Here is a 21,187-nt window from a genome sequence, read left to right on the forward strand (position 1 = left end):
CCCGGTCCCGGACTACCGCCCAGGACCGGGCAATGAGCTACTGCTCGGGATATACCGACGTATAAGGACGTCAAGCGCCGCGGCGCCGCGTCGAGGGTCCGGACTCGTCGTCCTCGTCCTCGTCGTCGTTGTACCGATCCGCGTACTGTGCGTACGGGTCATCTTCCTCGTCGTCATCCTCGAACGGCTCCGCGTTCGGTGGTTGACTTGAAGGCGATGCGCCCAGCTCGTTGGCCAGACGCGACAGGTCAGTCCCGCCGCTGTTGTACTTCAGCTGGCGGGCGACCTTCGTCTGCTTGGCCTTGGCCCGGCCGCGCCCCATGGCTCGACCCCCTCGGTGACGGGGCTCGACGGCCCCAGAGTCTTGACACGCGTTCATGAATCAGAACGAGCTCTCCGCGGAGAGACCCGTCCGTAGGGCTTCAACGGTACCTGCTTCCGCGGCCATACGGTACGCCGCCCGCATGACGCGCCCCGGCGCAGGACCAACGAGGTGCCCCGTCCTCGCTGGTCAGCTGCGATTTTAACCTCTTCTTGAGGGGCGACCCGCCGACCGGCGTGAGTCTGGTCTCCCGAACGGACTCCCGTACGGTCCCCCGGACGTCACGCCGGCCTCCCGCACGGTCAGCGGTGGCGGGCTTCCGCCATCCTGTGCTCGGCGATCCTGTCCGCCGCGGCGGCCGGCGGAATCCCGTCTTCCTTCGCACGTGCGAATATCGCCAGCGTGGTGTCGAAGATCTTCGCGGCCTTCGCGCGGCACCGCTCGAAGTCGAACCCGTTCAGTTCGTCGGCGACCTGGATCACCCCGCCGGCGTTCACCACGTAGTCGGGCGCGTAGAGGATCCCGCGGTCCGAGAGGTCCTTCTCGACGCCGGGATGGGCGAGCTGGTTGTTGGCCGCTCCGCACACCACCGCCGCGGTGAGAACGGGTACGGACTCGTCGTTCAGCGCGCCGCCGAGGGCGCATGGGGCGTAGATGTCCATCCCCGGGGTGCGGATCAGCGCGTCGTTGTCGGCGACGACGGCGACCTGCGGATGGCGGTCGGTGACGCGGGTGACCGATTCTTCCCGTACGTCCGTGATGACGACCTGCGCGCCGTCCTGGAGCAGATGCTCCACCAGGTGCTGCCCGACCTTGCCGACGCCCGCGATCCCGACCGTACGGCCGCGCAGTGACGGGTCGCCCCACTGGTGCCGCGCGCTCGCCCGCATGCCTTGGAAGACCCCGAAGGCCGTCAGGACCGACGAGTCGCCCGCGCCGCCGTTCTCCGGGGACCGGCCGGTGGTCCACCGGCACTCGCGCGCCACGACGTCCATGTCCGCGACGTACGTGCCGACGTCGCAGGCGGTGACGTACCGGCCGCCGAGCGAGGCCACGAACCGGCCGTAGGCGAGCAGCAGCTCGGTCCGGCGGCTGCCCTCGGTCTGCGCGGAGTCCCCGATGATCACGGCCTTGCCGCCGCCGTGGTCGAGCCCGGCCAGGGCGTTCTTGTACGACATGCCCCGGGAGAGGTTCAGCGCGTCGGCGACGGCCTCTTCCTCGGACGCGTAGGGGTAGAAACGGGTGCCGCCCAGGGCTGGACCCAGGGCGGTCGAATGAATGGCGATCACGGCCTTGAGGCCGCTGGCACGGTCCTGGCAGAGCACGACTTGCTCGTGGCCTCCCTGCTCCGAACGGAACAGGGTGTGCAGTACATCGACAGGAGCGCCGGTCACATCGGTCACTGTGGTGACTCCCAAGTACGAAGCGGCGGTGGGAAGGCCCCTCCCATGGGTTGGGGGAGGGCCCTTATGGAGCGGTTGTGCGGGTGGGGCGGTCGAGCAAGCAAGAGAGTAAGTCCTGCGGGGGCGCAGATCAGCCGCACTGCCAAGGATCACCCCCTTGTGGGGTACAGGCATGGGACGATGCGCCGCATGCCGGCGGTGTCTTCAGTTCTCGTCCCTTACGCGTCCTACCTGCGGGTCTACGAGCCGCTGGCGGCCTTCGCGGAGCCCGAACGCGGCCATTGGCGCCGCTACGCCGCCCGGGACGGCACGCCGACCGCACAGGACGAACTACGGCGCTCCCTGGCCGACTTGTTGCCCACCCCGCCGGTGCCGGTGCCGGTGCACGAGAGCGCGGACGCCTTCATCGCGGAGGTGGACGGTGTGGTGTGCGTGTGTCCGTGGCGGACCCGGCTGCGCGGCTGGCTGGCGCTGGAGGAACTGGGGGAGGTGCTGCCCGTACCGCTGCTGGACGCCGTGCTGCCGCCGGTGGTGCGCGGGCAGGCGGCGAAGGACTACGAGCGCTGGCGGGACCGCAACCCCGACGCGCGGCCGTGGATCCGGACGGCGGTCTGGCAGGTGCCGGTGCGCTGGTTCACGCTCTTCTCCGACGACGAGCGCACTTTTCAGCCAGGCGCGGCCGAGGGGGGCGCGGGGGCCGAGGGCGGCGAGGACGGCGGGGCCAAAGCGCGGGTGCTGCGCTACCGGACCCCGATGGTGCAGGCCCGGCGCCGGCTGGCCCGCTCGCTGAAGACCCTGCGGGACACCGTGGACGACGGTCCGCTGATCGAGGGCCTGGTGGACGTGGGGCGCTGGCTGGAGGAGTTCCACCCGCGCTCACTGGTCGAACTGGACTACGGAGGTCTGGTGCACGTACTGTCCTGCGCTCAGCTTGCCGAGGACCACTCGGCGGCCGACGTGGCGGCGGCGATCACGGCGCTGCGGGACGGGGACGACGAGGGTGCCGGGGAGGCGTACGGGCGGCTCACGGAGCGGTGGCGGGCGGTCAGGGACCGCCAGTTCGCGAACTGAGTTCATACTCTGTCTCACTCCCCGACTCCCACGGGGCGGAGAGTGGCGGGCAGCGGGCAGCGGGCAGCGGGCACGCGAAACGGGCACCGAGACGGGCAGTGCGCGGTCCTTCACGGGCCGTGAACCGGGCCTAGGGCAGAGGTCCCGATCCGGGCCTTTGCCTCAAGCGTGACGGACCGCACTAACGGGGCTCTTGCGCCCATCACCCACCCTCGTGTCAAAATAGGACAAGGAGTCCGGGGAGGGTTCCTTCCGTCCAAGTGTGGGCGGAACGCTCAGCATTGCACTCTATACGGGGGGTCTGTTGACTCCTGATCGCTCTGTGACTGATCGTATCTGTGACGTGACTGTCCGCTATGGCATGGTCCATCGGCTTCCGCCACTGATGAGCACCTCAGAGGGCAATTCCATCGGTTTGGCCGACGTGGCTGGACGGATGGTGTAGTTGTAGTGCCGAGGACAAGCCGTTCGTCCTATAACCGACTCGGCCCGCGTCCGCCATTTCGGGCAACGCGGGTCAAGGTGCAGAATTTAGAGGAAAGAACCGAGATAGTTCGGTTCTCCCGAGGAGGCCGCTCATGACCGCTCGCACCCCTGATGCCGAGCCGCTGCTGACCCCGGCTGAGGTTGCCACGATGTTCCGTGTGGACCCGAAGACGGTCACGCGCTGGGCAAAGGCCGGCAAGCTCACGTCCATCCGCACGCTCGGTGGGCATCGCCGGTATCGCGAGGCAGAGGTCCGCGCACTGCTTGCGGGTATTCCGCAGCAGCGCAGCGAGGCCTGAACCCAGTAAGGCTCATTAGGGCTCAACTACAAGCAGGGCACAGCCGGGTCCCCCAAACTCGGTCGTCCCGACCCATAGCTCCACACGACGGGCGCCTGCCCCAACAGGTCCCATGCCCTCGCAACACGGGTAAGTCGTCGATCGCGCTGGACTCCGCCGGGTCCAGCGCGATCTTTTTTGTGCGCCGGGAGGCGGGCGTCCCGGCCCTGCTGGGGCGCTGTGCGGGCACTGTCGGAGGTGCTTCCCGAAGGGGTCGGGAGGGAGTGCAATTGCACATATTAAATTGGTGGATTGTATGTGGGGTGTAAGCGCCGTCATTCCAGAAACTCATTCGGTGACTAGCGTCACACCGCGAAGGTCTTGCCATCGGCGGGCGCGCTGCGGATTGGATCATGGCCGCGCGGTGGGTCACGTGGCGGAGGCGGCCTGGCCCTCGGCTAACTCGTCGTCCAGGAAGCAGTCTTCGAGAAAGAGGTCGTCGCCCGCCGAGGGCTCCATGGCGAGCCGCTGGAGGCGATGACAGATCGGGCAGTACCCGGTGCGATGCGGGTGGCCGGACGCGGCCGCCAGATGGGCGCGCAGCAGCGCGCGGGTCTCATGCTTCGTCGACGATGCCGTCATGCACACCACCCCCGGTGCGGGCCCGTGGATGCGGTGAGCGTGGGGCCCTTCTGCTTAGGTACCCCCGGCCGTTGGCGGCGTCAAGGAGATGCGGGCGCGGCCCGGCGGATTTGGGTACGCCATTACTGCCGCGTGACCACCGCGTCGACGGCGCTTGCCGTAGGCAATGGGGTCGCCTGTGACACGGCACAACGGAAGAGCCCGCATCCGATGGGACGCGGGCTCTTCCTCTACTGCGGTCCTGACGGGATTTGAACCCGCGGCCTCCACCTTGACAGGGTGGCGAGCACTCCAAACTGCTCCACAGGACCAGGTTTCGCTGCCCCGTAGTGGCGGCTGCGAAACGAGACTCTACAGCAGCTCCGAGGGTCCGGTCGAACTCACTCCCCGCGCACCCTCAACCATGAACGCGTTACGGCGCCGCCGCGTCGATCGCCTTGATGATGCGCTTGTCCGAGACGGGCTGCGCGGTGCCCAGCGCGTGCGCGAAGTAGCTCACCCGCAGCTCCTCGATCATCCAGCGGATGTCCAGCACCTGCTGCGGCACTGGCCGTCCCCGCGGCAGCTGTTCGAGCAGCCAGGCGTACTCGTCCTGCATCTCATGGACCTTCTCCATGCGCGTGGTGTCGCGCTGGACGCTCGTCGGCATCTGCTGGAGCCGGCGGTCCGCCGCGACGAGATAGCGCATCAGGTCGGGCAGCCGGCGCAGCCCGGTGCGGGTGACGAAGCCGGCCGGTACGAGGGCCGCCAGCTGGTCCCTGACGTCCTGGACGTTGTTGACCAGGGTCAGACTGCCCGTGGCCTTCAAACGGCGCTCACAGGCCTGCCAGGCGGCCAGGATCTGCTGGACCTGCCCGATGGTCCGCACGGTCGCGTCGACGAGATCGGCGCGCACCCTGTCGTACAGCTTCCGGAACGATTCCTCGTCCCACGCCGGCCCCCCGTGGTCCGCGATCAGCTTGTCGGCGGCGGCCATGGCGCAGTCGTCGAACAGCGCCTGGATGGAGCCGTGCGGATTGCGGGAGAGCGCCAGCTTCTGCTGGTTGGTGAGCTTGTCGGAGGCGAACTTCGCCGGGTTCACCGGGATGTTCAGCAGGATCAGCCGGCGCGTACCCGCCCACATCGCCTGCCGCTGCTCGGCCTCGGTGTCGAAGAGCCGTACGGCCACGGTCGCGCCCTGGTCGACCAGCGCCGGGTACGCCCTCACGGGCTGGCCGGCCCGCCGGGTCTCGAAGACCCGGGAGAGCGTGCCGATCGTCCACTCCGTCAGCCCCGTACGTTCGATCGCCTCGCCGCCCGCGCGCTCGGCGGTGGCCGCGGCGGCCTTGGAGAGCGCCTGACGGGCCTTGGGGCGCAGCTGGAGCTTGAGCTCCTCCAGGTCTTTTCCCTCGGCGTATTCGGCGATCTTGCGGCGCCGCTCGTCGACGATGCGGAACGTGATCCTGAGATGGTCGGGCATCCGGGCCGGATCGAAGTCGTCGGCCGTGACCGGCACCCCGACCATCCGCTGGAGCTCGCGGGCCAGCGTCACCGGCAGCGGCTCCTGGAGGGGCACGGCGCGCTCCAGGAACGCCTTGGCGTAGTTGGGCGCGGGCACGTAATGGCGGCGGATCGGCTTGGGCAGCGAGCGGATCAGCTCCATGACCACGTCCTCGCGCAGGCCCGGGATCTGCCAGTCGAAGCCCTCGGAGGTGACCTGGTTGAGCACCTGGAGCGGGACATGGACGGTCACGCCGTCCGCGTCCGTACCCGGCTCGAACTGGTACGTCACGCGGAACTTGAGCGGTCCCTGCCGCCAGGAGTCCGGATAGTCGTCCTTGGTGACGGAGCCGGCCTTCTCGTTGATGAGCATCGAGCGCTCGAAGTCGAGCAGCTCGGGCTCCTCGCGGCGCCGCTTCTTCCACCAGGAGTCGAAGTGCGCGCCGGAGACCACCTCGTCCGGCACCCGCTGGTCGTAGAAGTCGTAGAGCGTCTCGTCGTCCACGAGGATGTCGCGGCGCCGGGCGCGGTGCTCCAACTCCTCGACCTCGCCCAGGAGTTTGCGATTGTCATGGAAGAACTGGTGGTGCGTGCGCCAGTCGCCCTCGACCAGCGCGTGACGGATGAACAGCTCCCGGGACGCCTCCGGGTCGATCCGGCCGAAATTCACCTTGCGCTGGGCGACGATCGGTACCCCGTACAGCGTCACCTTCTCGTACGCCATCACGGCCGCCATGTCCTTCTCCCAGTGCGGCTCGCTATAGGTCCGCTTGAGGAGATGACCGGCCAGGGGCTCGATCCACTCGGGCTCGATCTTCGCGTTGACGCGCGCCCAGAGCCGGGAGGTCTCCACCAGCTCGGCGGACATGAGGAAGCGCGGCGGCTTCTTGAAGAGCGCCGAGCCCGGGAACACCGCGAACTTCGCGCTGCGGGCGCCCAGATACTCATTCTTCCCTGTGTTTTTCCCGCCCTCCCCCCCGGCGTTCTTCACATCCTTCATCCCGATGTGCGAGAGCAGCCCCGCCAGCAGCGAGACGTGGATGGACTGGTCCGCCGCGTCCTCCTCGTTGAGGTGGATGCCCATCTGCTTGGCGACCGTACGCAGCTGCGAGTAGATGTCCTGCCACTCGCGGATCCGCAGGAAGTTCAGATACTCCGACTTGCACATCCGGCGGAAGGCCGAGGAGGACAGCGTCTTCTGCTGCTCCCTGATGTAGCGCCAGAGATTGATGAAGGCCAGGAAGTCGGAGGTCTCGTCCTTGAACCGGGCGTGCTGCTGGTCGGCCTGGGCCTGCTTGTCGGCGGGCCGCTCGCGCGGGTCCTGGATGGAGAGCGCGGCGGCGATCACCATCACCTCGCGTACGCAGCCGTTGCGGTCGGCCTCGATGACCATCCGGGCCAGCCGCGGGTCCACGGGGAGCTGGGAGAGCTTGCGGCCGAGCGGGGTGAGCCGCTTCTTCGGATCCTTCTGCGCGGCCTGCGACGGGTCGAACGCGCCCAGCTCCTGGAGCAGCTGCACCCCGTCGCGGATATTGCGGTGGTCCGGCGGATCGATGAAGGGGAACTTCTCGATGTCGCCCAGGCCGGCCGCGGTCATCTGGAGGATGACGGACGCCAGATTCGTACGGAGGATCTCGGCGTCGGTGAACTCCGGGCGCGCCTCGAAGTCGTCCTCGGAGTAGAGCCGTACGCAGATCCCGTCCGACGTACGGCCGCAGCGGCCCTTGCGCTGGTTGGCGCTGGCCTGGGAGATCCGCTCGATCGGCAGCCGCTGGACCTTGGTGCGGTGGCTGTAACGGGAGATACGGGCGTTGCCCGGGTCGATCACGTACTTGATGCCGGGGACGGTCAGCGAGGTCTCGGCGACATTCGTCGCCAGAACGATCCTGCGACCGCTGTGGCGCTGGAACACGCGGTGCTGCTCGGCATGCGAGAGCCGGGCGTAGAGGGGGAGTACCTCGGTGCCCCGGAGCTTGCGCTTCTCCAGGGCGTCGGCGGTGTCGCGGATCTCACGCTCGCCGGAGAGGAAGACCAGGATGTCGCCGGCGCCCTCCGAGTGGAGTTCGTCCACGGCTTCGGAGATCGCGGTGATCTGGTCGCGGTCGCCCTCCTCGCCGTCCTCCTCCAGCAGCGGGCGGTAGCGGACCTCGACCGGGTACGTACGCCCCGAGACCTCCACGATGGGCGCGTCGCCGAAGTGGCGGGAGAAGCGCTCCGGGTCGATCGTCGCGGAGGTGATGACGACCTTCAGGTCCGGGCGTCTGGGGAGCAGCTGGGCGAGATAGCCCAGCAGGAAGTCGATGTTGAGGCTCCGCTCGTGGGCCTCGTCGATGATGATCGTGTCGTAGGCGAGCAGCTCGCGGTCCGTCTGGATCTCGGCGAGCAGGATGCCGTCGGTCATCAGCTTGACGAACGTCGCGTCCGGGTTGACCTGGTCGGTGAAGCGGACCTTCCAGCCGACGGCCTCGCCCAGCGGCGTGTCCAGCTCCTCCGCGACCCGCTCGGCGACGGTACGGGCGGCGATCCTGCGCGGCTGCGTGTGCCCGATCATGCCCCGGACCCCGCGGCCCAGCTCCAGACAGATCTTCGGGATCTGGGTCGTCTTGCCCGAGCCGGTCTCACCGGCGACGATCACGACCTGATGGTCGCGTATCGCCTCCAGGATCAGGTCCTTCTTCTGGCTGACGGGCAACTGCTCGGGGTACGAGACGACGGGCATCCGTGCCCCGCGCAGCCGCGTGCGCTCGGCGGACTTCCCGGCCTCGCCGGCGATCTCGTCCAGCACGGCCTGCCGCGCTTCGGGCTTACGGATGCGGCGTGCGCCTTCGAGACGGCGGCCGAGCCGCTGCGCGTCGCGCAGCGAGACGTCGGCCAGCAGGGTCTGGAGGTCGGCGAAGGAAGTAGACATACCTGGCCCAGGATCTCACCCGCGGCTCGGGAGTGGCGAACCCATTTCGTCGGCGGACCCGATGCGGCGGCGCGGCGGGTCGGGGGGCCGTATTGCCCGATCGCCATGAGCACCCCTTACGATGCGAGGCACGTACCCCGTCCCCTTGTCCCCGTCCCCTCGTCCCCGCCCCCTCGTCCTCGTACCGCCGTCCCCCGGAGAGGCTCACCTGATGACCCGCATCGGAAGCAGGCGCCGCCGCTTCATGGGTGTGGGCGTCGGCGGGGCGCTGCTGGGGATGCTGGTCGCGCTGGTGTTCTGTCTTCCGTCGGCCGCCGTGGCTGTCGGGATCATGGGGACGGCCGGGACGGTCGCGACCGAGGCCGTTACGGCCGGTGGCGGCTACGGCGGCCAGACTCCTGGCTGCGGGCGCGGCGACCGGGATGATACGGGCACCCCGCCCATCACGCCCACCCGCGGCAGCTCCGTCCATGAACTGCTGCCCGTGCTGCACGACGCCCGCGACACCGCCGGCGCGTGGGGCGCCGCTCAGGCCGTGCTCGCCGTGACGCCCGACCGCGGGCCGCCGCCGGTCGCCGCGCCCTCTCCGGTCGATCTCTCCGTACTGCGCGTATAGGGCCCGGCTTCGCCTGCCCCTTTCGCCCCCCTTTCTCATGGATTGCTACGGAGAGTCGAACACCCATGTCCGCACAGCCTTCCCGCATGTCCTCCCGCCGCGCCGTCGCCATCGGCGCCGGAGTCGTGGCCGCCGCCGCTCTGCTCGGCGTCGTCTCGTACACCGCCACCAAGCCCGACACCTCCGCCCGCGTCGCGACCGGGGACAGCACGGTCGCCGAGGTCTCCGCCGATCCGCAGGCCGGGGTCTATCCCGAGCTGGCGAAGCTCGCCCGCCGCGACGGAGCGGACCCGCTCGCCGTCGGCCGCGCGGACGCGCCGGTCGTCATGGTCGAGTACGCCGACTTCAAGTGCGCCTTCTGCGGCAAGTTCGCCCGCGACACCGAGCCGGGCCTCATCGAGAAGTACGTCAAGAACGGCACCCTGCGCATCGAGTGGCGCAACTACCCGATCTTCGGCGAGGAGTCGGAGGCCGCCGCCCGCGCCGCCTGGGCCGCGGGACAGCAGGGCCGCTTCTGGGAGTTCCACTCGGCCGCGTACGCCCAGGGCTCGAAGGAGAAGGGCTTCGGCGCCGGCCGGCTCGACGCGCTCGCCCGGGAGGCCGGGGTGAAGGACCTGGACCGGTTCCGCCGCGACCGAGCCGGGGACGCCGCCGCGGCGGCCGTACAGAAGGACCAGGAGGAGGCGTACGGTCTCGGCGCCACGTCCACCCCGTCCTTCCTCATCAACGGCCGCCCCATCGCCGGCGCCCAGCCGGAGCAGACCTTCACGCAGGCCATCGAGTCGGCGAAGGCCGCGGCGGAGTCCGCCCCTGGGGCCGCCCCTGAGTCCGCCCCCAAGGCCGAAAAGGATGGCAAGGCGGGTACGGACGGCAAGGCGGACCAGTGACGGACATCGGGTATCCGGTCGCTCTGCTCGGCGGTCTTCTCGCGCTGCTGAGCCCGTGCAGCGCCCTGCTCCTGCCCGCGTTCTTCGCGTACTCCATCGACTCGGCCGGCCGGCTCCTGGCCCGTACCGGCATTTTCTATCTCGGCCTGGCGACCACGCTCGTCCCGCTGGGCGCCGCCGGTTCCTTCGCCGGCCGGCTGTTCTACGGGCACCGCGATCTGCTGGTCGTCGTCGGCGGCTGGCTGATCATCGCGCTCGGCGCCGCCCAGATCCTCGGCATGGGCTTCGCCTCGCGCCGTATGGCCGCGCTGTCGGGCCGGATCCGGCCGACGACCGCGCTGTCCGTGTACGCGCTCGGCATGGTCTACGGGCTCGCCGGCTTCTGCGCGGGACCGATCCTCGGCAGCGTGCTGACCGTGGCCGCGCTGAGCGGCAGTCCGGTCTACGGCGGGCTGCTGCTCGCGGTGTACGCGCTCGGCATGGCCGTACCGCTCTTCCTGCTGGCCCTGCTCTGGGAGCGGTTCGATCTCGGCGGCCGCCGGTGGCTGCGCGGCCGGGCCTTCCGGCTCGGACGCTTCGAGCTGCACACGACCTCGCTGCTGTCGGGGCTCTTCTTCATCGTCCTGGGCACGGTCTTCCTCGTCTTCGACGGGACGACGGCGCTGCCGGGGCTGCTCTCGGTCGACGACTCCTTCGCGGCCGAACAGTGGGCGCGCGGGGTCGGGGCGGCGATCCCGGACTGGGTGCTGCTGGGCGGAGTGGTGCTGATGGTGGCGGTGATCACACTGCTGCGCCGGCTCCACGGCCGCGAGCGGCGCGATGGCCGCGAGGGTCGCGACGAGCGGGCCGAGCCGGTCCCTACCGAAACGGGGGCAACCGGGACGGGGACATGAGAAAAGCCCCCCGCCGAGATTCTCGGTGGGGGGCCCTCGCCCTCACGGGCCGAAGTGGCTGGGGCCGGGATCGAACCGGCGACCTATCGCTTTTCAGGCGATCGCTCGTACCAACTGAGCTACCCAGCCACGCAACCTCAACGGCTGCAGCGGTCCTGACGGGATTTGAACCCGCGGCCTCCACCTTGACAGGGTGGCGAGCACTCCAAACTGCTCCACAGGACCAAGCGATGTGCGAGCACCAGTCTCGCACACGGTATTGCGTGCCCCCAACGGGTTTCCGTCGGCTTCCGCACGAAACCGAACCTGCGGAGAGCTCACAATTTCCACGACAGTCGGGCTTCAACGCCGCCGCCCGGGGGGTGTCCCCAGGTGACTGATCAGACACGCTGCGGTCGCCCGATGTCGCTAGATGAGCGTATCAGAACGCAGGTCATGCCCTGTCCGCGTGATCCACGGGCCCTCGCCGGGGCCCGTTGGGCGGGGGCGAGACCAGGGACTGGTCTCGCCTGCCGCGTCAGTGTGAGGCGATCTGCTGGAGTGCCGCGCCCTGGTAGCGGGCACCGGCGTTCCAGAGGATGAAGGAGTTCATCTTGTTGGCCGCCGCGGCCTTGATCTGTTCGGCCACCTGGGGCGGCCCGTACTTGCTGCCCATCGAGAAGTCCTGGAGCCACGGGACGATCTCGGTCTGGGTGCCCTTCGCCAGGCGGGCGAAGTCGGCGAGCGAGCGCTGCACGATCGCGTACGGGGCGGTGTCGGGGTTGGCGACGCCGTACTCCCCGGGACCCCAGTGGGACGGGTAGACCATCGGCGCGATGTAGTCGCTGACCTTGACCAGGGCCCCGATGTCCTGGGCGATCTCAAGAGGCCGGGTGGCGGCAATGCCGAAGACCGAGACGCCGAGGTACTTGGCGTGCGGGCGCAGCGCGACCCGGGTGTCGGCAACGAACGAGGTGATGGCCTGCTCGGGGGTGGCGGACCCGATGCCCGGGAACCGCATCTTCGACAGCGGGCCGTCGGGGCGGCGCACGTAGTCGTAGAGGATGTCGTCGAAGCCGAGCTTGGCCGCTTCGACGGCGAGATCCTGGTTGTACTTGCGGACCGTGGGGTCGGCGAAGTTGGTGAAGGACAGGTTTCCGTAGTGCCCGCCGTTGTAGGCCTCTCCGGAGGGCGTCTGCACGACCTGGTTGCGCTTGCCGGCCTTCCAGGCCGCCGCGCCGAGCTTGGGGTCACGGAAGGCGACGATACGGCCGATGACCTGGGCGCCGGCGGCGTGGATCTCGGCTATCGCCTTGCGGGCGTCGTAGTAGCCCTTGGCCGAGCCTATCTGACGGGCCAGCGGCACCTGGGAGGCGTACCCGACCTCGCCGTCCTCGTCCTTGACGTCCAGCTGCACGGCGTTGAGCTTGCCGCTGCGGACCAGGGCGAGGACGCCGCCGCGCAGGGTGTCGTTGCCCCAGCCGATGGCGGTGATGTGCGCGGCGCGGATCATGGGGCGACGGCCCCGGGTCGACACGGCCTTGGAGGTGGTGTTCCCGGCGCGGTCCACGGCGGTGACCGTCACGCTGGGGGTGCCCTTGGGCACCGTGATCTTGAAGGCACCGCCCTTGTCGATGGGAACCTCCTTGCCGTCGGCGGTCACCTTGGCGTCGGTGGAGGCCTTGCCGGTGATGGTCACGGGGTCGGCGGTGTTCTTGATCTCGGGGTCGGCCACCTTCAGGTCGGGGGCGCTGGTGTCCACGGTGAAGGCGACGACCTTGCGGTACGAGGCGAGGGGGAGCTTGCTGTCGCCCTCCACCACCAGGGTGTGCCGGCCCTCGGTCAGACGCGGGAGGGCGAGTTTCAGGCGGGCGCCCTCGGCTGTGACGGGGATCACCGCGCCGTCGAGGGTGGCGCGCACCTTTTCCTTGCTGCCGGCCGCCCCGGCGTCGAGGTAGGCGCTGACCTGTGCGGCCTTGCGCCCGTCGAGGTAGGCGCCGTCGGCGAGACCGTGCACGCCCGGTCCCGGCGCGAGGAAGGTCCAGGCTCCGACGCCCGCTCCGGCCAGTGCGAGTGCCACGGCCGTCGCTATGAGGGTGCGCCGTCGGGCCGGACGGTGCGGACGGTAGGAGGAGGCGGAGGGCGATATGTATCTGGGCATCGTGGCGTCCTTTGTGCTGTGGCCGGGTGGTACCTCCATTGATTGCCGTGCCGGTGCGTCAGTCCTCCTGTTTTGTGCCGGATTTCATACGAACGGCGGCGTTCGGCCCCGGCGTGGTGACTGCGCCATCCAGGGGACGGTGCGGTACGGGGGCTCCCGCCGCCGGTAGGGATGGCGCGACACATTCGACATGGAGGTCCCTCATGCGCCACCCGCTCGTCCCGCTCTGCGCCCTGGCAGGCGCCGCTCTGCTCGCCTCGGGCTGCTCCCCGGGGTCGTCACCGGCCGCCGGGGAAGGGCAGGCGGCCGCCTCGGCGGCGGCGGCCGGCCAGGCCGCCGCGAAAGACCCGGCGGAGGTCGGCGCCGACGAGCTCGGCCAGGTGCCGGTGCTGATGTACCACCAGCTCACCGAGAAACCGGCCAGCGTCTACGACCGCACCCCGGCCGATTTCCGGGCCGAGCTGGAGCGCCTCGCCCGGGAGAAGTACGTGCCGGTCACCGCCCGGGACTTCCAGACGGGCCGCATCGACATCCCGGCCGGAACGCACCCGGTGGTCCTCACGTTCGACGACTCGACCAACAGCCAGGTGCGCCTCGGCCCGGACGGCGCCCCGGCGCGGGACACGGCCATCGCCATCATGGCGGAGACGGCGAAGAAGTACCCCGCGTTCAAGCCGGTGGCGACCTTCTTCGTCAACGCGGACGCCTTCTCGACCACCGGTCCCGCCAAGGCGCTGGCCTGGCTGAAGCAGCACGGGTACGAGGTCGGCAACCACACCGACCGCCACCAGAACCTGAGTTCGCTGGACGAGGCGGGCGCCGCGAAGGCCATCGCCGGCGGCGTGCAGGCGATCGTGAAGGCCGCGCCCGGGACCCAGGTCACGTCCCTCGCCCTGCCCTTCGGGGCCATGCCCAAGCCGGCCGGGGTAGCCGCGCGGGGAACGGGCTACCGCAACGACGGGGTGTACCTCGTGGGGGCCAACCCCTCGGTCTCGCCGTTCGCCAAGTCCTTCACACCCGGCGGGATCCCGCGGATCCGTTCGGCGGGGCCCAAGGACCCGGACGCCGAGTTCGGTTCGTCGCGGTGGCTGGACAAGCTCTCCGCCGGGAAGAACTGGTACGTCTCGGACGGGGACCCGAACACGGTCGCCTTCCCACGCGCCTTGCAGGACCAGGTGGCGCCGGCCTTCGCGAAGCGGGCCCGGCCGTACTAGACGAGTAAGTCCGAAGTCCCGTTCTAGTGCCTAACAGGACAGGGCCTCGCCGGCGCGGACCCGGCGGGGCCGGGTCCGCGGGTCGCCCGGGGCCGGCCCCGAAACTGCCGCTGGTCCCCGGCTGAAACGCCAAAACAGCCCTACACCGGCTGCCCCCTCGGAAGGGGACAGTCAAAGGTGTAGAAGCTGTTGGTGCCCCCAACGGGATTCGAACCCGTGCTACCGCCTTGAAAGGGCGGCGTCCTGGGCCACTAGACGATGAGGGCTAAGGGCCCGCCTGGGCGCTTTGCAGCGCGTCGGGGACGTGAGAAGCATATGGGATGGGCAGAGCTATCGCCAAAACGGTTTAGTCGGCGGGTACGGGGACGCCCGGCGAGGTCCGTGAGGGCGCGGTGGCTCCGGGCGTACGCGAGGGGGAGCCCGTGCCCGCCGACGGTCCCGGGCTGCCCGTGCCCGACGGATCCGGGCCGGGCGAGGCGCCGGCCCCCGGGGTGACGATCTCCTGCGGAAGATGGCGGCTGACCTCGGCGGTCGTCAGACCCAGCCCGCCGAGCGTGATCTCGTCCCAGGCCTGGAGCCGCTTGGTCGTCCGGTCCAGATAGAGCACGGACATCTGCACCTTCTCCGGGCTCTCGTTCTGTACGGCGCGCAGCCCGCCGCCGCCCGTCGAGCCCTCGATCTTCAGCCGGGTGCCGTGCGGCAGCGTCTCGGTCTCGCGGTGGTGGATATGGCCCGAGAGGGCCAGCGGGACGAGGCCGTCGGTCTCCCGTGCCGCCACCGGGTTGTGGGCGACCGCGATGTCCACGGGCGTGCCGGCCCGCTGCTGGTCGCGGAGGGCCGAGGCGAGCCGGATGCCCGTCATGCGTTCGGCGGGGTCGCCCTGGGCCTCCACCGAGCGGTCGGGGGTGAACTGCGGGTCGCCGCTGCCCGCCACCCGTACCCCGCCGACGGTCACGGCCCGGCCCTCGTCCAGGACCCGGACGTTCTTCATGCGGCCCAGATACTCCTGGGTGCCCCGGGAGTCGTGGTTGCCGCGCACCCAGACGTACGGGACGTCCAGGTCGGCGATCGGGTCGAGGAAGGTGTTCTCGGCGGAGGCGCCGTGGTCCATGGTGTCGCCGGAGTCGATGATCACGTCGATCCCGTACTGCTCCACGAGCGAGCCGATGATGTGCCAGGCCGCCGGGTTGAGATGGATGTCCGAGACATGCAGCACCCGGAGGGTGGCCGGGTCCGGCTGGAAGGTGGGGAGCGTCGAGGCGGCGTCGTACAGCTTGGTCACGTTGGTGACCAGCCGCGCCAACTCCTTCTGGTAGACGTCGAAATCGTTCACGATCGAGCGCGCGCTGCCGACCACCTGCGGGGCGGAGGAGAGCAGTCCGGAGAACCGCGGCTCCAGCACCGACTTGGGGTTCCAGGTGGCGTACGCGCCGACGCCCGAGGCGGCCAGCAGCGCGAGCGCCAGCCCGCCGGCGGCGAGGGCGCGGCGCGGGCGGCGGTAGACGGCGAGCCCGAGGGCGGTGGCTCCGGAGACGACGGCGACGACGGACCGTACGGCCAGGTCCGTGGTGCCGTTCATGACATCGTGGCTGACCTCGCCCTGGAGGCCGGAGAGCCGCTCGGGGTGCTCGACGAGCGCCTGGGACCGTACGGGGTCCAGCTGGTCGACATCGACGTCGAGGCGGATGGGGGCGGTGTGCGTGCTCAGCTCCAGCGCGCCCAGCGGCGAGACATTGATCTTGGTGCCGCCGGTCAGGGACGGGCGCAGCGTCATCTTGGTGTCCATCGGCCCGACCGGGGTCCGTACGCTGCCGACGATCAGCAGCCCGAGCCAGGCGCCCAGCAGGACGACGGAGAGCAGCCCGACAGCGCGGGTGTAAGGGTGCGGGGAGTGGACCAGGGCGCTGGTGGGGGCGTCGCGGCGGGAACTGAGATGGCCCTGGATGCGGGTGAGCGAGGTACGGAACGGGAAGCGCGGTACATCACGGGCCATTGGTCGCGTATGCCCACGACGGGGGCCGGCCATGCCTGGGCACCGCCATCAGGAGTAATGGGCGGGGGATTCCGGTTACCCCCGGCCCCGCTCGTGACTCCGGGCCGGCTCGTTACCCCCGATCCGGCTCGTCACCCCCAGCCGAGCTCGTGCAGCCGGTCGTCCGCGATGCCGAAGTGGTGGGCGATCTCATGGACGACGGTCACGGAGACCTCGTGGACCACGTCCTCGGGGGTCTCGCAGTAGCGCAGGGTCGGCCCCATGTAGATGGAGATGCGGTCGGGCAGCACCCCGGCGTACCACTCGCCGCGGTCCGTGAGCGGAGTCCCTTCGTAGAGCCCCAGCAGCTCGGGGTCGGACGCGTCGGGTTCGTCCTCGACGAAGACGGCGACATTGTCCATGACCTTGGTCAGCTCCGGGGGGATCTGATCAAGGGCCTGGCTCACCAGCTCTTCGAAGGTCTCGCGTGTCATCTCCAGCACATGGCCATTGTCCAGCAGAGTCCGGCGGAACGGCCCCTGCGTTCCGCGTGCGCGGGTGCGGGATGAGTCCCGGGCGTGTCCCCGGCGGGGAAAAGGAAGTTGAGCAGGGAAACCCTTCCCTCGCCGCCGGCGGGGAGACCCGTATCGCGCCCCCCGGAGGTGCCACTCGTGCGCCAGTTGTCCGCCCCAGGCCGTTTCGCCGTCTGGATCGTCACGTCACTGGCGGTCGCGGCCTCCACCGGCTGCATGAGCGTCGGCGAGGACGAAGGAAAGCCGGCGCCCTCGCGGTCGGCGGAGGACCAGGGCGCCGCGGCCGAGCCCGACGGCCTCACGGGCGAGGGCGCCGGGGCCGGTGAGCCCCATGCCTGGCAGGGCCGTACGGAAGACGGCGGCGAGGAGCGGGCCGGCGCGGACGGCCGGGGGAAGGAGGGCCGGGACGGGAAGGGCTACGGCAAGGGCACGGACGAGCCGGGCGACATGGGCGGCACGGGCGGCAACGGCGCTTCGCCGAGCGCCAGTTCCGCCGTCACGCCCTCGCCCGAGCCCTCGAAGGGCACGCGTCCGCAGCCCGGGGAGCCGGTCCCGCCGGGGGACGGGCACGTACCGCCCAAGGAGCCCACGCGCCCCGCGCCGCCGGCCTCCCCGCCGCCGGGGCCCCCGGGTCCGGATCCGGAACCGCAGCCCGAGCCGGAGCCGACGAAGCCGCCGGAGCAGCCGTCCGCGTCACCGGCGGCGGACGTCCGTACGGGCGCGATGTCGGCCGCCGACGGGACGGGGATGCGGAAGGAGCCGATGGCGTCGCCGCAACTCGGGCCGGTGTGACGGGGGTCACCGGCGGAGGCGGTCGCGGAGGTGGTCGCGGGGGCGGTCCGTGCCCGGTCTCTGCCGGGTCTGCCGACGGGTTTACCCACTGGTTTGCCTAAGAGGGGGGAGGGTGCGTATGGTAGTAGATCGTTTGATCATTGCCCGGCGCCGACACAGAAGAGCGCCGCGTGGCGCGTACTCTCCCTTGCCGTGGCTGACCGCATTGAGGCGGTCGATTTGCGAATCACGGAGTTTGGGCGCGTGCCGAGACTCCGGAAGGTTTCGCATTTCGCATGTCCATTTCCAGTACTGACCACGCCGTCATGCCCGAGAACGAGTCCCCCGAGACGGTCACCGATGTGACCGCCGAGACCGTTGAGATCGTGGAGAGCGCGGAGGCCGTTGTGGCCCCCGAGACGGCGACCGAGGCCCCTGAGGCCACCGAGATCTCCGAGATCTCCGAGACCTCCGAGGTCGACGAGTCCGACGAGGCGTCAGACGCCGACGAGACCCCCGGTCTCACCTTCGGCGACCTGGGCCTCCCGGACGGCATCGTCCGCAAGCTCACCCAGAACGGCGTCACCGCCCCCTTCCCGATCCAGGCCGCGACCATCCCGGACGCCCTGGCCGGCAAGGACATCCTCGGCCGTGGCCGTACCGGCTCCGGCAAGACCCTCTCCTTCGGTCTGCCGCTGCTGGCCACGCTCGCCGGCGGCCACACCGAGAAGAAGAAGCCCCGCGGCGTCATCCTCACCCCGACCCGCGAGCTGGCGATGCAGGTCGCGGACGCCCTCCAGCCGTACGGCGATGTGCTCGGCCTGAAGATGAAGGTCGTCTGCGGCGGTACGTCGATGGGCAACCAGATCTACGCGCTGGAGCGCGGCGTCGACATCCTCGTCGCCACCCCGGGCCGGCTGCGCGACATCATCAACCGCGGCGCCTGCTCGCTGGATCAGATCCAGATCGCGATCCTCGACGAGGCCGACCAGATGTCGGACCTGGGCTTCATGCCCGAGGTCACCGAGCTGCTCGACCTGGTGCCCGCGGGCGGTCAGCGCATGCTCTTCTCCGCCACCATGGAGAACGAGATCAGCACGCTGGTCAAGCGCTATCTGTCCAACCCGGTCAGCCACGAGGTCGACAGCGCCCAGGGCAATGTCACGACCATGACGCACCACGTGCTCGTCGTGAAGCCGAAGGACAAGGCCCCGGTCACCGCGGCGATCGCCGCCCGCAAGGGCCGCACGATCATCTTCGTACGTACGCAGCTGGGCGCCGACCGTATCGCCGAGCAGCTGCGCGACTCGGGCGTGAAGGCCGACGCGCTGCACGGCGGTATGACGCAGGGCGCGCGGACCCGGACGCTGGCCGACTTCAAGGACGGTTACGTCAACGCGCTGGTCGCCACCGACGTCGCCGCGCGCGGTATCCACGTGGACGGCATCGACCTGGTGCTGAACGTGGACCCGGCCGGCGACCACAAGGACTATCTGCACCGCTCGGGCCGTACGGCGCGGGCCGGCAAGTCCGGTGTCGTCGTCTCGCTGGCGCTGCCGCACCAGCGCCGTCAGATCTTCCGGCTGATGGAGGACGCGGGCGTGGACGCCTCGCGCCACATGGTCGGCGGAGCCGGCGCGTTCGACCCGGAGGTCGCCGAGATCACCGGCGCGCGTTCGCTCACCGAGGTCCAGGCCGACTCGGCGAACAACGCGGCCAAGCAGGCCGAGCGCGAGGCCGCGGAGCTGGCCAAGCAGCTGGAGCGCGTCCAGCGCCGCGCCGCCGAACTGCGCGAGGAGGCCGGGCGCCTGGTCGCCCGTGCGGCGCGCGAGCGGGGCGACGACCCGGAGGCGGCGGTGGCCGAGGTGGCCGCCGAGGCCGAGCGCGCGGTGGAGGAGGCGGCTGCCGCTGCCGCCGCCGTACCGGCGCAGCGTGAGGAGCGCAGGGACAGCCGCGACGACCGTGGCAACTTCGGGCGGCGCGACGACCGCGGCGAGCGCAGTGGCCGGGGCGGCGCGCGGGGCTACACCCCGCGTGACGACCGCGGTGCCGAGCGCGGCGCGGACCGCGGCGGTGACCGCGGTGGGTTCCAGCGTCGCGACGACCGCGGTGGCGACCGTGGCGGCTTCCGCCGGGACGAGCGCCGGGACGACCGCGGCGGCGACCGTGGCGGTGACCGCGGTGGCTTCCAGCGCCGTGACGACCGTGGTGGCGAGCGCGGTGGCTTCAACCGTGACCGTCGTGACGACCGGGGCGGTTTCCAGCGCCGTGACGACCGTGGTGGCGAGCGGGGCGGCGAGCGTGGCGGTTTCAACCGCGACCGTCGGGATGACCGCGGTGGCGAGCGCCGTGACGACCGTGGTGGCCGCTCCTTCGAGCGCCGTGACCACCGGGCCAGCGACCGCCCGTTCAACCGCGACCGCCGCGACGACCGCCCGTCGAGCGGCTTCCGCCCCGGCGGCCACGACCGTCCGTCCACCCGCCGTGACGACCACCGCGGCGGCACGACGGGCACCGGTACCGGCTCCTTCGGCCGCCGCGACGACAAGCCGCGCTGGAAGCGCAACGGCTGACCGCCGGTGACCGGACTCCGGTCCGTCCCGGCTGACGCGTCACCAGGGCCCGTGCCCCACCCCCGAGGTGGGGCTCGGGCCCTGCCCGCGTCCGAGGCTCCGAGGGCCCGAGGGGACGGACACCCCCGTCCGACTCCGCCCACGAAAACCGCCCTGGGCCACCCTGCCGACACCTCCCCCGCGAACCGCGCAGACACCCGCGCCGACGCGCGACATACCCACGACGGCATACCCGATCGGCGCAGGGCCGACGGCGGGCTATGCTCGTGTGTGTTGTGCCGAGGGCCGTTAGCTCAATTGGCAGAGCAGCGGACTTTTAATCCGTTGGTTGTGGGTTCGAGTCCCACACGGCCTACCGCCCGCAGGCAGGGGAATCCCCTACTGTCCCGCACCTGAGCGCCCCGCCCGTCCCCGACCGGCAGGGGCGCTCCGTCGTCTCGACCCTCATGCGTGAGCGATACGTGAACGGACGGTCCTCGACGGGTGGTTGTGGGTTCGAGTTCCGACCCCGCCTACGCCTCTGCCCAGGTCAGGAATCCTTCCGGCGCCGGCGCCGGCGCCTGGGCCGGGATGCGGGCCGAGGCCGAGGCCGGGGCCGGGGGCGCGTTGAGGTGGGGTTGGGGCGTGGTGTGGCAGGGGCAGTCGCAGCGCAGCGTTTCGATCGCCGGGCCCGTGCGCGACTGCCAGGGGAGCCGGGTCTCGCCCGGGCCGTGGCACTCCGCGTGTTCGTCGATACGGCACGCCGGTGCCGTATAGGCGGGCACCTTCGGCGTCACTGGGCCGCTTCCACTTCGTGTCCGTCCGTCGTCGCTCGGGTTGCCGCGTCATCCGTAGGTGTGGCTTCCGCGCCGTACCCACGGGGCCGGGGCGATGCCACGGCAATCACCATGACACCCTTCCCGCTACGCTGAGTTGCCCGTCCATTACTGGGCTCATGACAGTAGGGACGCGGAGATCACCGCTTGAAGTGACCACGGGTACGGGTAGCCGGCCGCGGTC

Annotated in this window: 16 protein-coding genes and 5 tRNA genes; 9 read left to right on the top strand and 12 right to left on the bottom strand. The window is 70.4% G+C overall.

What is annotated here, in order from left to right; genetic code table 11:
- Positions 1–70: 70 nt before the first annotated feature.
- The gene (locus tag IF11_RS0104235) at positions 71–322 is read right to left on the bottom strand and encodes a DUF3073 domain-containing protein (protein WP_030350036.1); all 252 of its coding nucleotides are present in this window, start codon (positions 320–322) and stop codon (positions 71–73) included.
- A 302-nt stretch (positions 323–624) separates the two neighbouring features.
- Positions 625–1,725 (bottom strand): Leu/Phe/Val dehydrogenase, encoded by a 1,101-nt coding sequence (locus tag IF11_RS0104240; protein WP_030350037.1) that lies wholly within the window; start codon positions 1,723–1,725, stop codon positions 625–627.
- Between the two features lie 189 nt (positions 1,726–1,914).
- On the opposite strand from IF11_RS0104240, the gene IF11_RS0104245 reads away from it, so the two are divergent.
- Complete coding sequence (locus IF11_RS0104245; RefSeq protein WP_030350038.1) at positions 1,915–2,796, top strand: DUF8083 family protein; 882 nt, start codon at positions 1,915–1,917, stop codon at positions 2,794–2,796.
- A gap of 578 nt (positions 2,797–3,374) precedes the next feature.
- Positions 3,375–3,581: a developmental transcriptional regulator BldC gene (gene bldC, locus IF11_RS0104250; protein ID WP_003949541.1), complete on the top strand. Its 207-nt coding sequence runs from the start codon at positions 3,375–3,377 to the stop codon at positions 3,579–3,581.
- Between the two features lie 408 nt (positions 3,582–3,989).
- Here bldC and IF11_RS0104255 read toward each other — a convergent pair whose 3' ends face one another.
- The 3 genes from IF11_RS0104255 to hrpA form a co-directional block, all read right to left on the bottom strand.
- A complete protein-coding gene (locus tag IF11_RS0104255) occupies positions 3,990–4,202 on the bottom strand; it encodes a DUF6274 family protein (protein WP_030350039.1) in 213 nt (70 codons plus the stop codon).
- Positions 4,203–4,438: 236 nt separating this feature from the next.
- A tRNA-Asp gene (locus IF11_RS0104260) sits at positions 4,439–4,513 on the bottom strand.
- 101 nt (positions 4,514–4,614) lie between these two features.
- Entirely contained in the window at positions 4,615–8,589 is a 3,975-nt protein-coding gene (hrpA, locus tag IF11_RS0104265; RefSeq protein ID WP_030350040.1) for an ATP-dependent RNA helicase HrpA, read from the bottom strand.
- A 211-nt stretch (positions 8,590–8,800) separates the two neighbouring features.
- On the opposite strand from hrpA, the gene IF11_RS40705 reads away from it, so the two are divergent.
- The 3 genes from IF11_RS40705 to IF11_RS0104280 all read left to right on the top strand — a co-directional run bounded on the left by IF11_RS40705 (position 8,801) and on the right by IF11_RS0104280 (position 10,985).
- Positions 8,801–9,205, top strand: a complete 405-nt coding sequence (locus tag IF11_RS40705) for a hypothetical protein (protein ID WP_051745472.1) — start codon at positions 8,801–8,803, stop codon at positions 9,203–9,205.
- Between the two features lie 86 nt (positions 9,206–9,291).
- Complete coding sequence (locus IF11_RS0104275; protein ID WP_240627706.1) at positions 9,292–10,092, top strand: DsbA family protein; 801 nt, start codon at positions 9,292–9,294, stop codon at positions 10,090–10,092.
- The gene (locus IF11_RS0104280) at positions 10,089–10,985 is read left to right on the top strand and encodes a cytochrome c biogenesis CcdA family protein (RefSeq protein ID WP_030350042.1); all 897 of its coding nucleotides are present in this window, start codon (positions 10,089–10,091) and stop codon (positions 10,983–10,985) included. The genes IF11_RS0104275 and IF11_RS0104280 overlap by 4 nt, the downstream gene beginning before the upstream one ends.
- 55 nt (positions 10,986–11,040) lie before the next feature.
- Here IF11_RS0104280 and IF11_RS0104285 read toward each other — a convergent pair.
- The 3 genes from IF11_RS0104285 to IF11_RS0104295 all read right to left on the bottom strand — a co-directional run bounded on the left by IF11_RS0104285 (position 11,041) and on the right by IF11_RS0104295 (position 13,125).
- Positions 11,041–11,114 (bottom strand) — tRNA-Phe (locus IF11_RS0104285).
- Positions 11,115–11,135: 21 nt separating this feature from the next.
- Positions 11,136–11,210: transfer RNA gene (locus IF11_RS0104290), tRNA-Asp, on the bottom strand.
- 292 nt (positions 11,211–11,502) lie between these two features.
- Positions 11,503–13,125, bottom strand: a complete 1,623-nt coding sequence (locus IF11_RS0104295) for a putative glycoside hydrolase (protein WP_078490455.1) — start codon at positions 13,123–13,125, stop codon at positions 11,503–11,505.
- A 203-nt stretch (positions 13,126–13,328) separates the two neighbouring features.
- Here IF11_RS0104295 and IF11_RS0104300 point away from each other — a divergent pair, with 203 nt between their 5' ends.
- A complete protein-coding gene (locus IF11_RS0104300) occupies positions 13,329–14,339 on the top strand; it encodes a polysaccharide deacetylase family protein (protein ID WP_030350044.1) in 1,011 nt (336 codons plus the stop codon).
- Between the two features lie 190 nt (positions 14,340–14,529).
- Here the strand turns inward: IF11_RS0104300 and IF11_RS0104305 are convergent.
- From IF11_RS0104305 to IF11_RS0104315, 3 genes are all read right to left on the bottom strand, one after another.
- Positions 14,530–14,605, bottom strand: a tRNA-Glu gene (locus IF11_RS0104305).
- Positions 14,606–14,685: 80 nt separating this feature from the next.
- Complete coding sequence (locus IF11_RS0104310) at positions 14,686–16,332, bottom strand: metallophosphoesterase family protein (protein ID WP_051745478.1); 1,647 nt, start codon at positions 16,330–16,332, stop codon at positions 14,686–14,688.
- Between the two features lie 131 nt (positions 16,333–16,463).
- Positions 16,464–16,814: a metallopeptidase family protein gene (locus IF11_RS0104315; protein ID WP_030350046.1), complete on the bottom strand. Its 351-nt coding sequence runs from the start codon at positions 16,812–16,814 to the stop codon at positions 16,464–16,466.
- 168 nt (positions 16,815–16,982) lie between these two features.
- On the opposite strand from IF11_RS0104315, the gene IF11_RS0104320 reads away from it, so the two are divergent.
- The 3 genes from IF11_RS0104320 to IF11_RS0104330 all read left to right on the top strand — a co-directional run bounded on the left by IF11_RS0104320 (position 16,983) and on the right by IF11_RS0104330 (position 20,543).
- A complete protein-coding gene (locus IF11_RS0104320) occupies positions 16,983–17,636 on the top strand; it encodes a hypothetical protein (protein ID WP_030350047.1) in 654 nt (217 codons plus the stop codon).
- Between the two features lie 275 nt (positions 17,637–17,911).
- Positions 17,912–20,188, top strand: coding sequence for a DEAD/DEAH box helicase (locus tag IF11_RS0104325; RefSeq protein ID WP_030350048.1), 2,277 nt, complete (start codon positions 17,912–17,914; stop codon positions 20,186–20,188).
- Between the two features lie 282 nt (positions 20,189–20,470).
- Positions 20,471–20,543: transfer RNA gene (locus IF11_RS0104330), tRNA-Lys, on the top strand.
- Between the two features lie 157 nt (positions 20,544–20,700).
- On the opposite strand, the gene IF11_RS0104335 is transcribed toward IF11_RS0104330, so the two are convergent.
- Complete coding sequence (locus tag IF11_RS0104335; RefSeq protein ID WP_030350049.1) at positions 20,701–20,964, bottom strand: hypothetical protein; 264 nt, start codon at positions 20,962–20,964, stop codon at positions 20,701–20,703.
- Positions 20,965–21,187 lie beyond the last annotated feature (223 nt).

Origin of the sequence: Streptomyces scopuliridis RB72 (assembly GCF_000718095.1) — a bacterium.
Lineage (GTDB): Bacteria > Actinomycetota > Actinomycetes > Streptomycetales > Streptomycetaceae > Streptomyces > Streptomyces scopuliridis.

Coding starts and splice junctions, on each gene's coding strand:
- IF11_RS0104235 (WP_030350036.1), bottom strand. CDS start 322: ATGGGGCGCGGCCGGGCCAAGGCCAAGCAGACGAAGGTCGCCCGCCAG.
- IF11_RS0104245 (WP_030350038.1), top strand. CDS start 1,915: ATGCCGGCGGTGTCTTCAGTTCTCGTCCCTTACGCGTCCTACCTGCGG.
- bldC (WP_003949541.1), top strand. CDS start 3,375: ATGACCGCTCGCACCCCTGATGCCGAGCCGCTGCTGACCCCGGCTGAG.
- IF11_RS0104255 (WP_030350039.1), bottom strand. CDS start 4,202: ATGACGGCATCGTCGACGAAGCATGAGACCCGCGCGCTGCTGCGCGCC.
- hrpA (WP_030350040.1), bottom strand. CDS start 8,589: ATGTCTACTTCCTTCGCCGACCTCCAGACCCTGCTGGCCGACGTCTCG.
- IF11_RS40705 (WP_051745472.1), top strand. CDS start 8,801: ATGACCCGCATCGGAAGCAGGCGCCGCCGCTTCATGGGTGTGGGCGTC.
- IF11_RS0104275 (WP_240627706.1), top strand. CDS start 9,292: ATGTCCTCCCGCCGCGCCGTCGCCATCGGCGCCGGAGTCGTGGCCGCC.
- IF11_RS0104295 (WP_078490455.1), bottom strand. CDS start 13,125: ATGCCCAGATACATATCGCCCTCCGCCTCCTCCTACCGTCCGCACCGT.
- IF11_RS0104300 (WP_030350044.1), top strand. CDS start 13,329: ATGCGCCACCCGCTCGTCCCGCTCTGCGCCCTGGCAGGCGCCGCTCTG.
- IF11_RS0104310 (WP_051745478.1), bottom strand. CDS start 16,332: ATGGCCCGTGATGTACCGCGCTTCCCGTTCCGTACCTCGCTCACCCGC.
- IF11_RS0104325 (WP_030350048.1), top strand. CDS start 17,912: ATGTCCATTTCCAGTACTGACCACGCCGTCATGCCCGAGAACGAGTCC.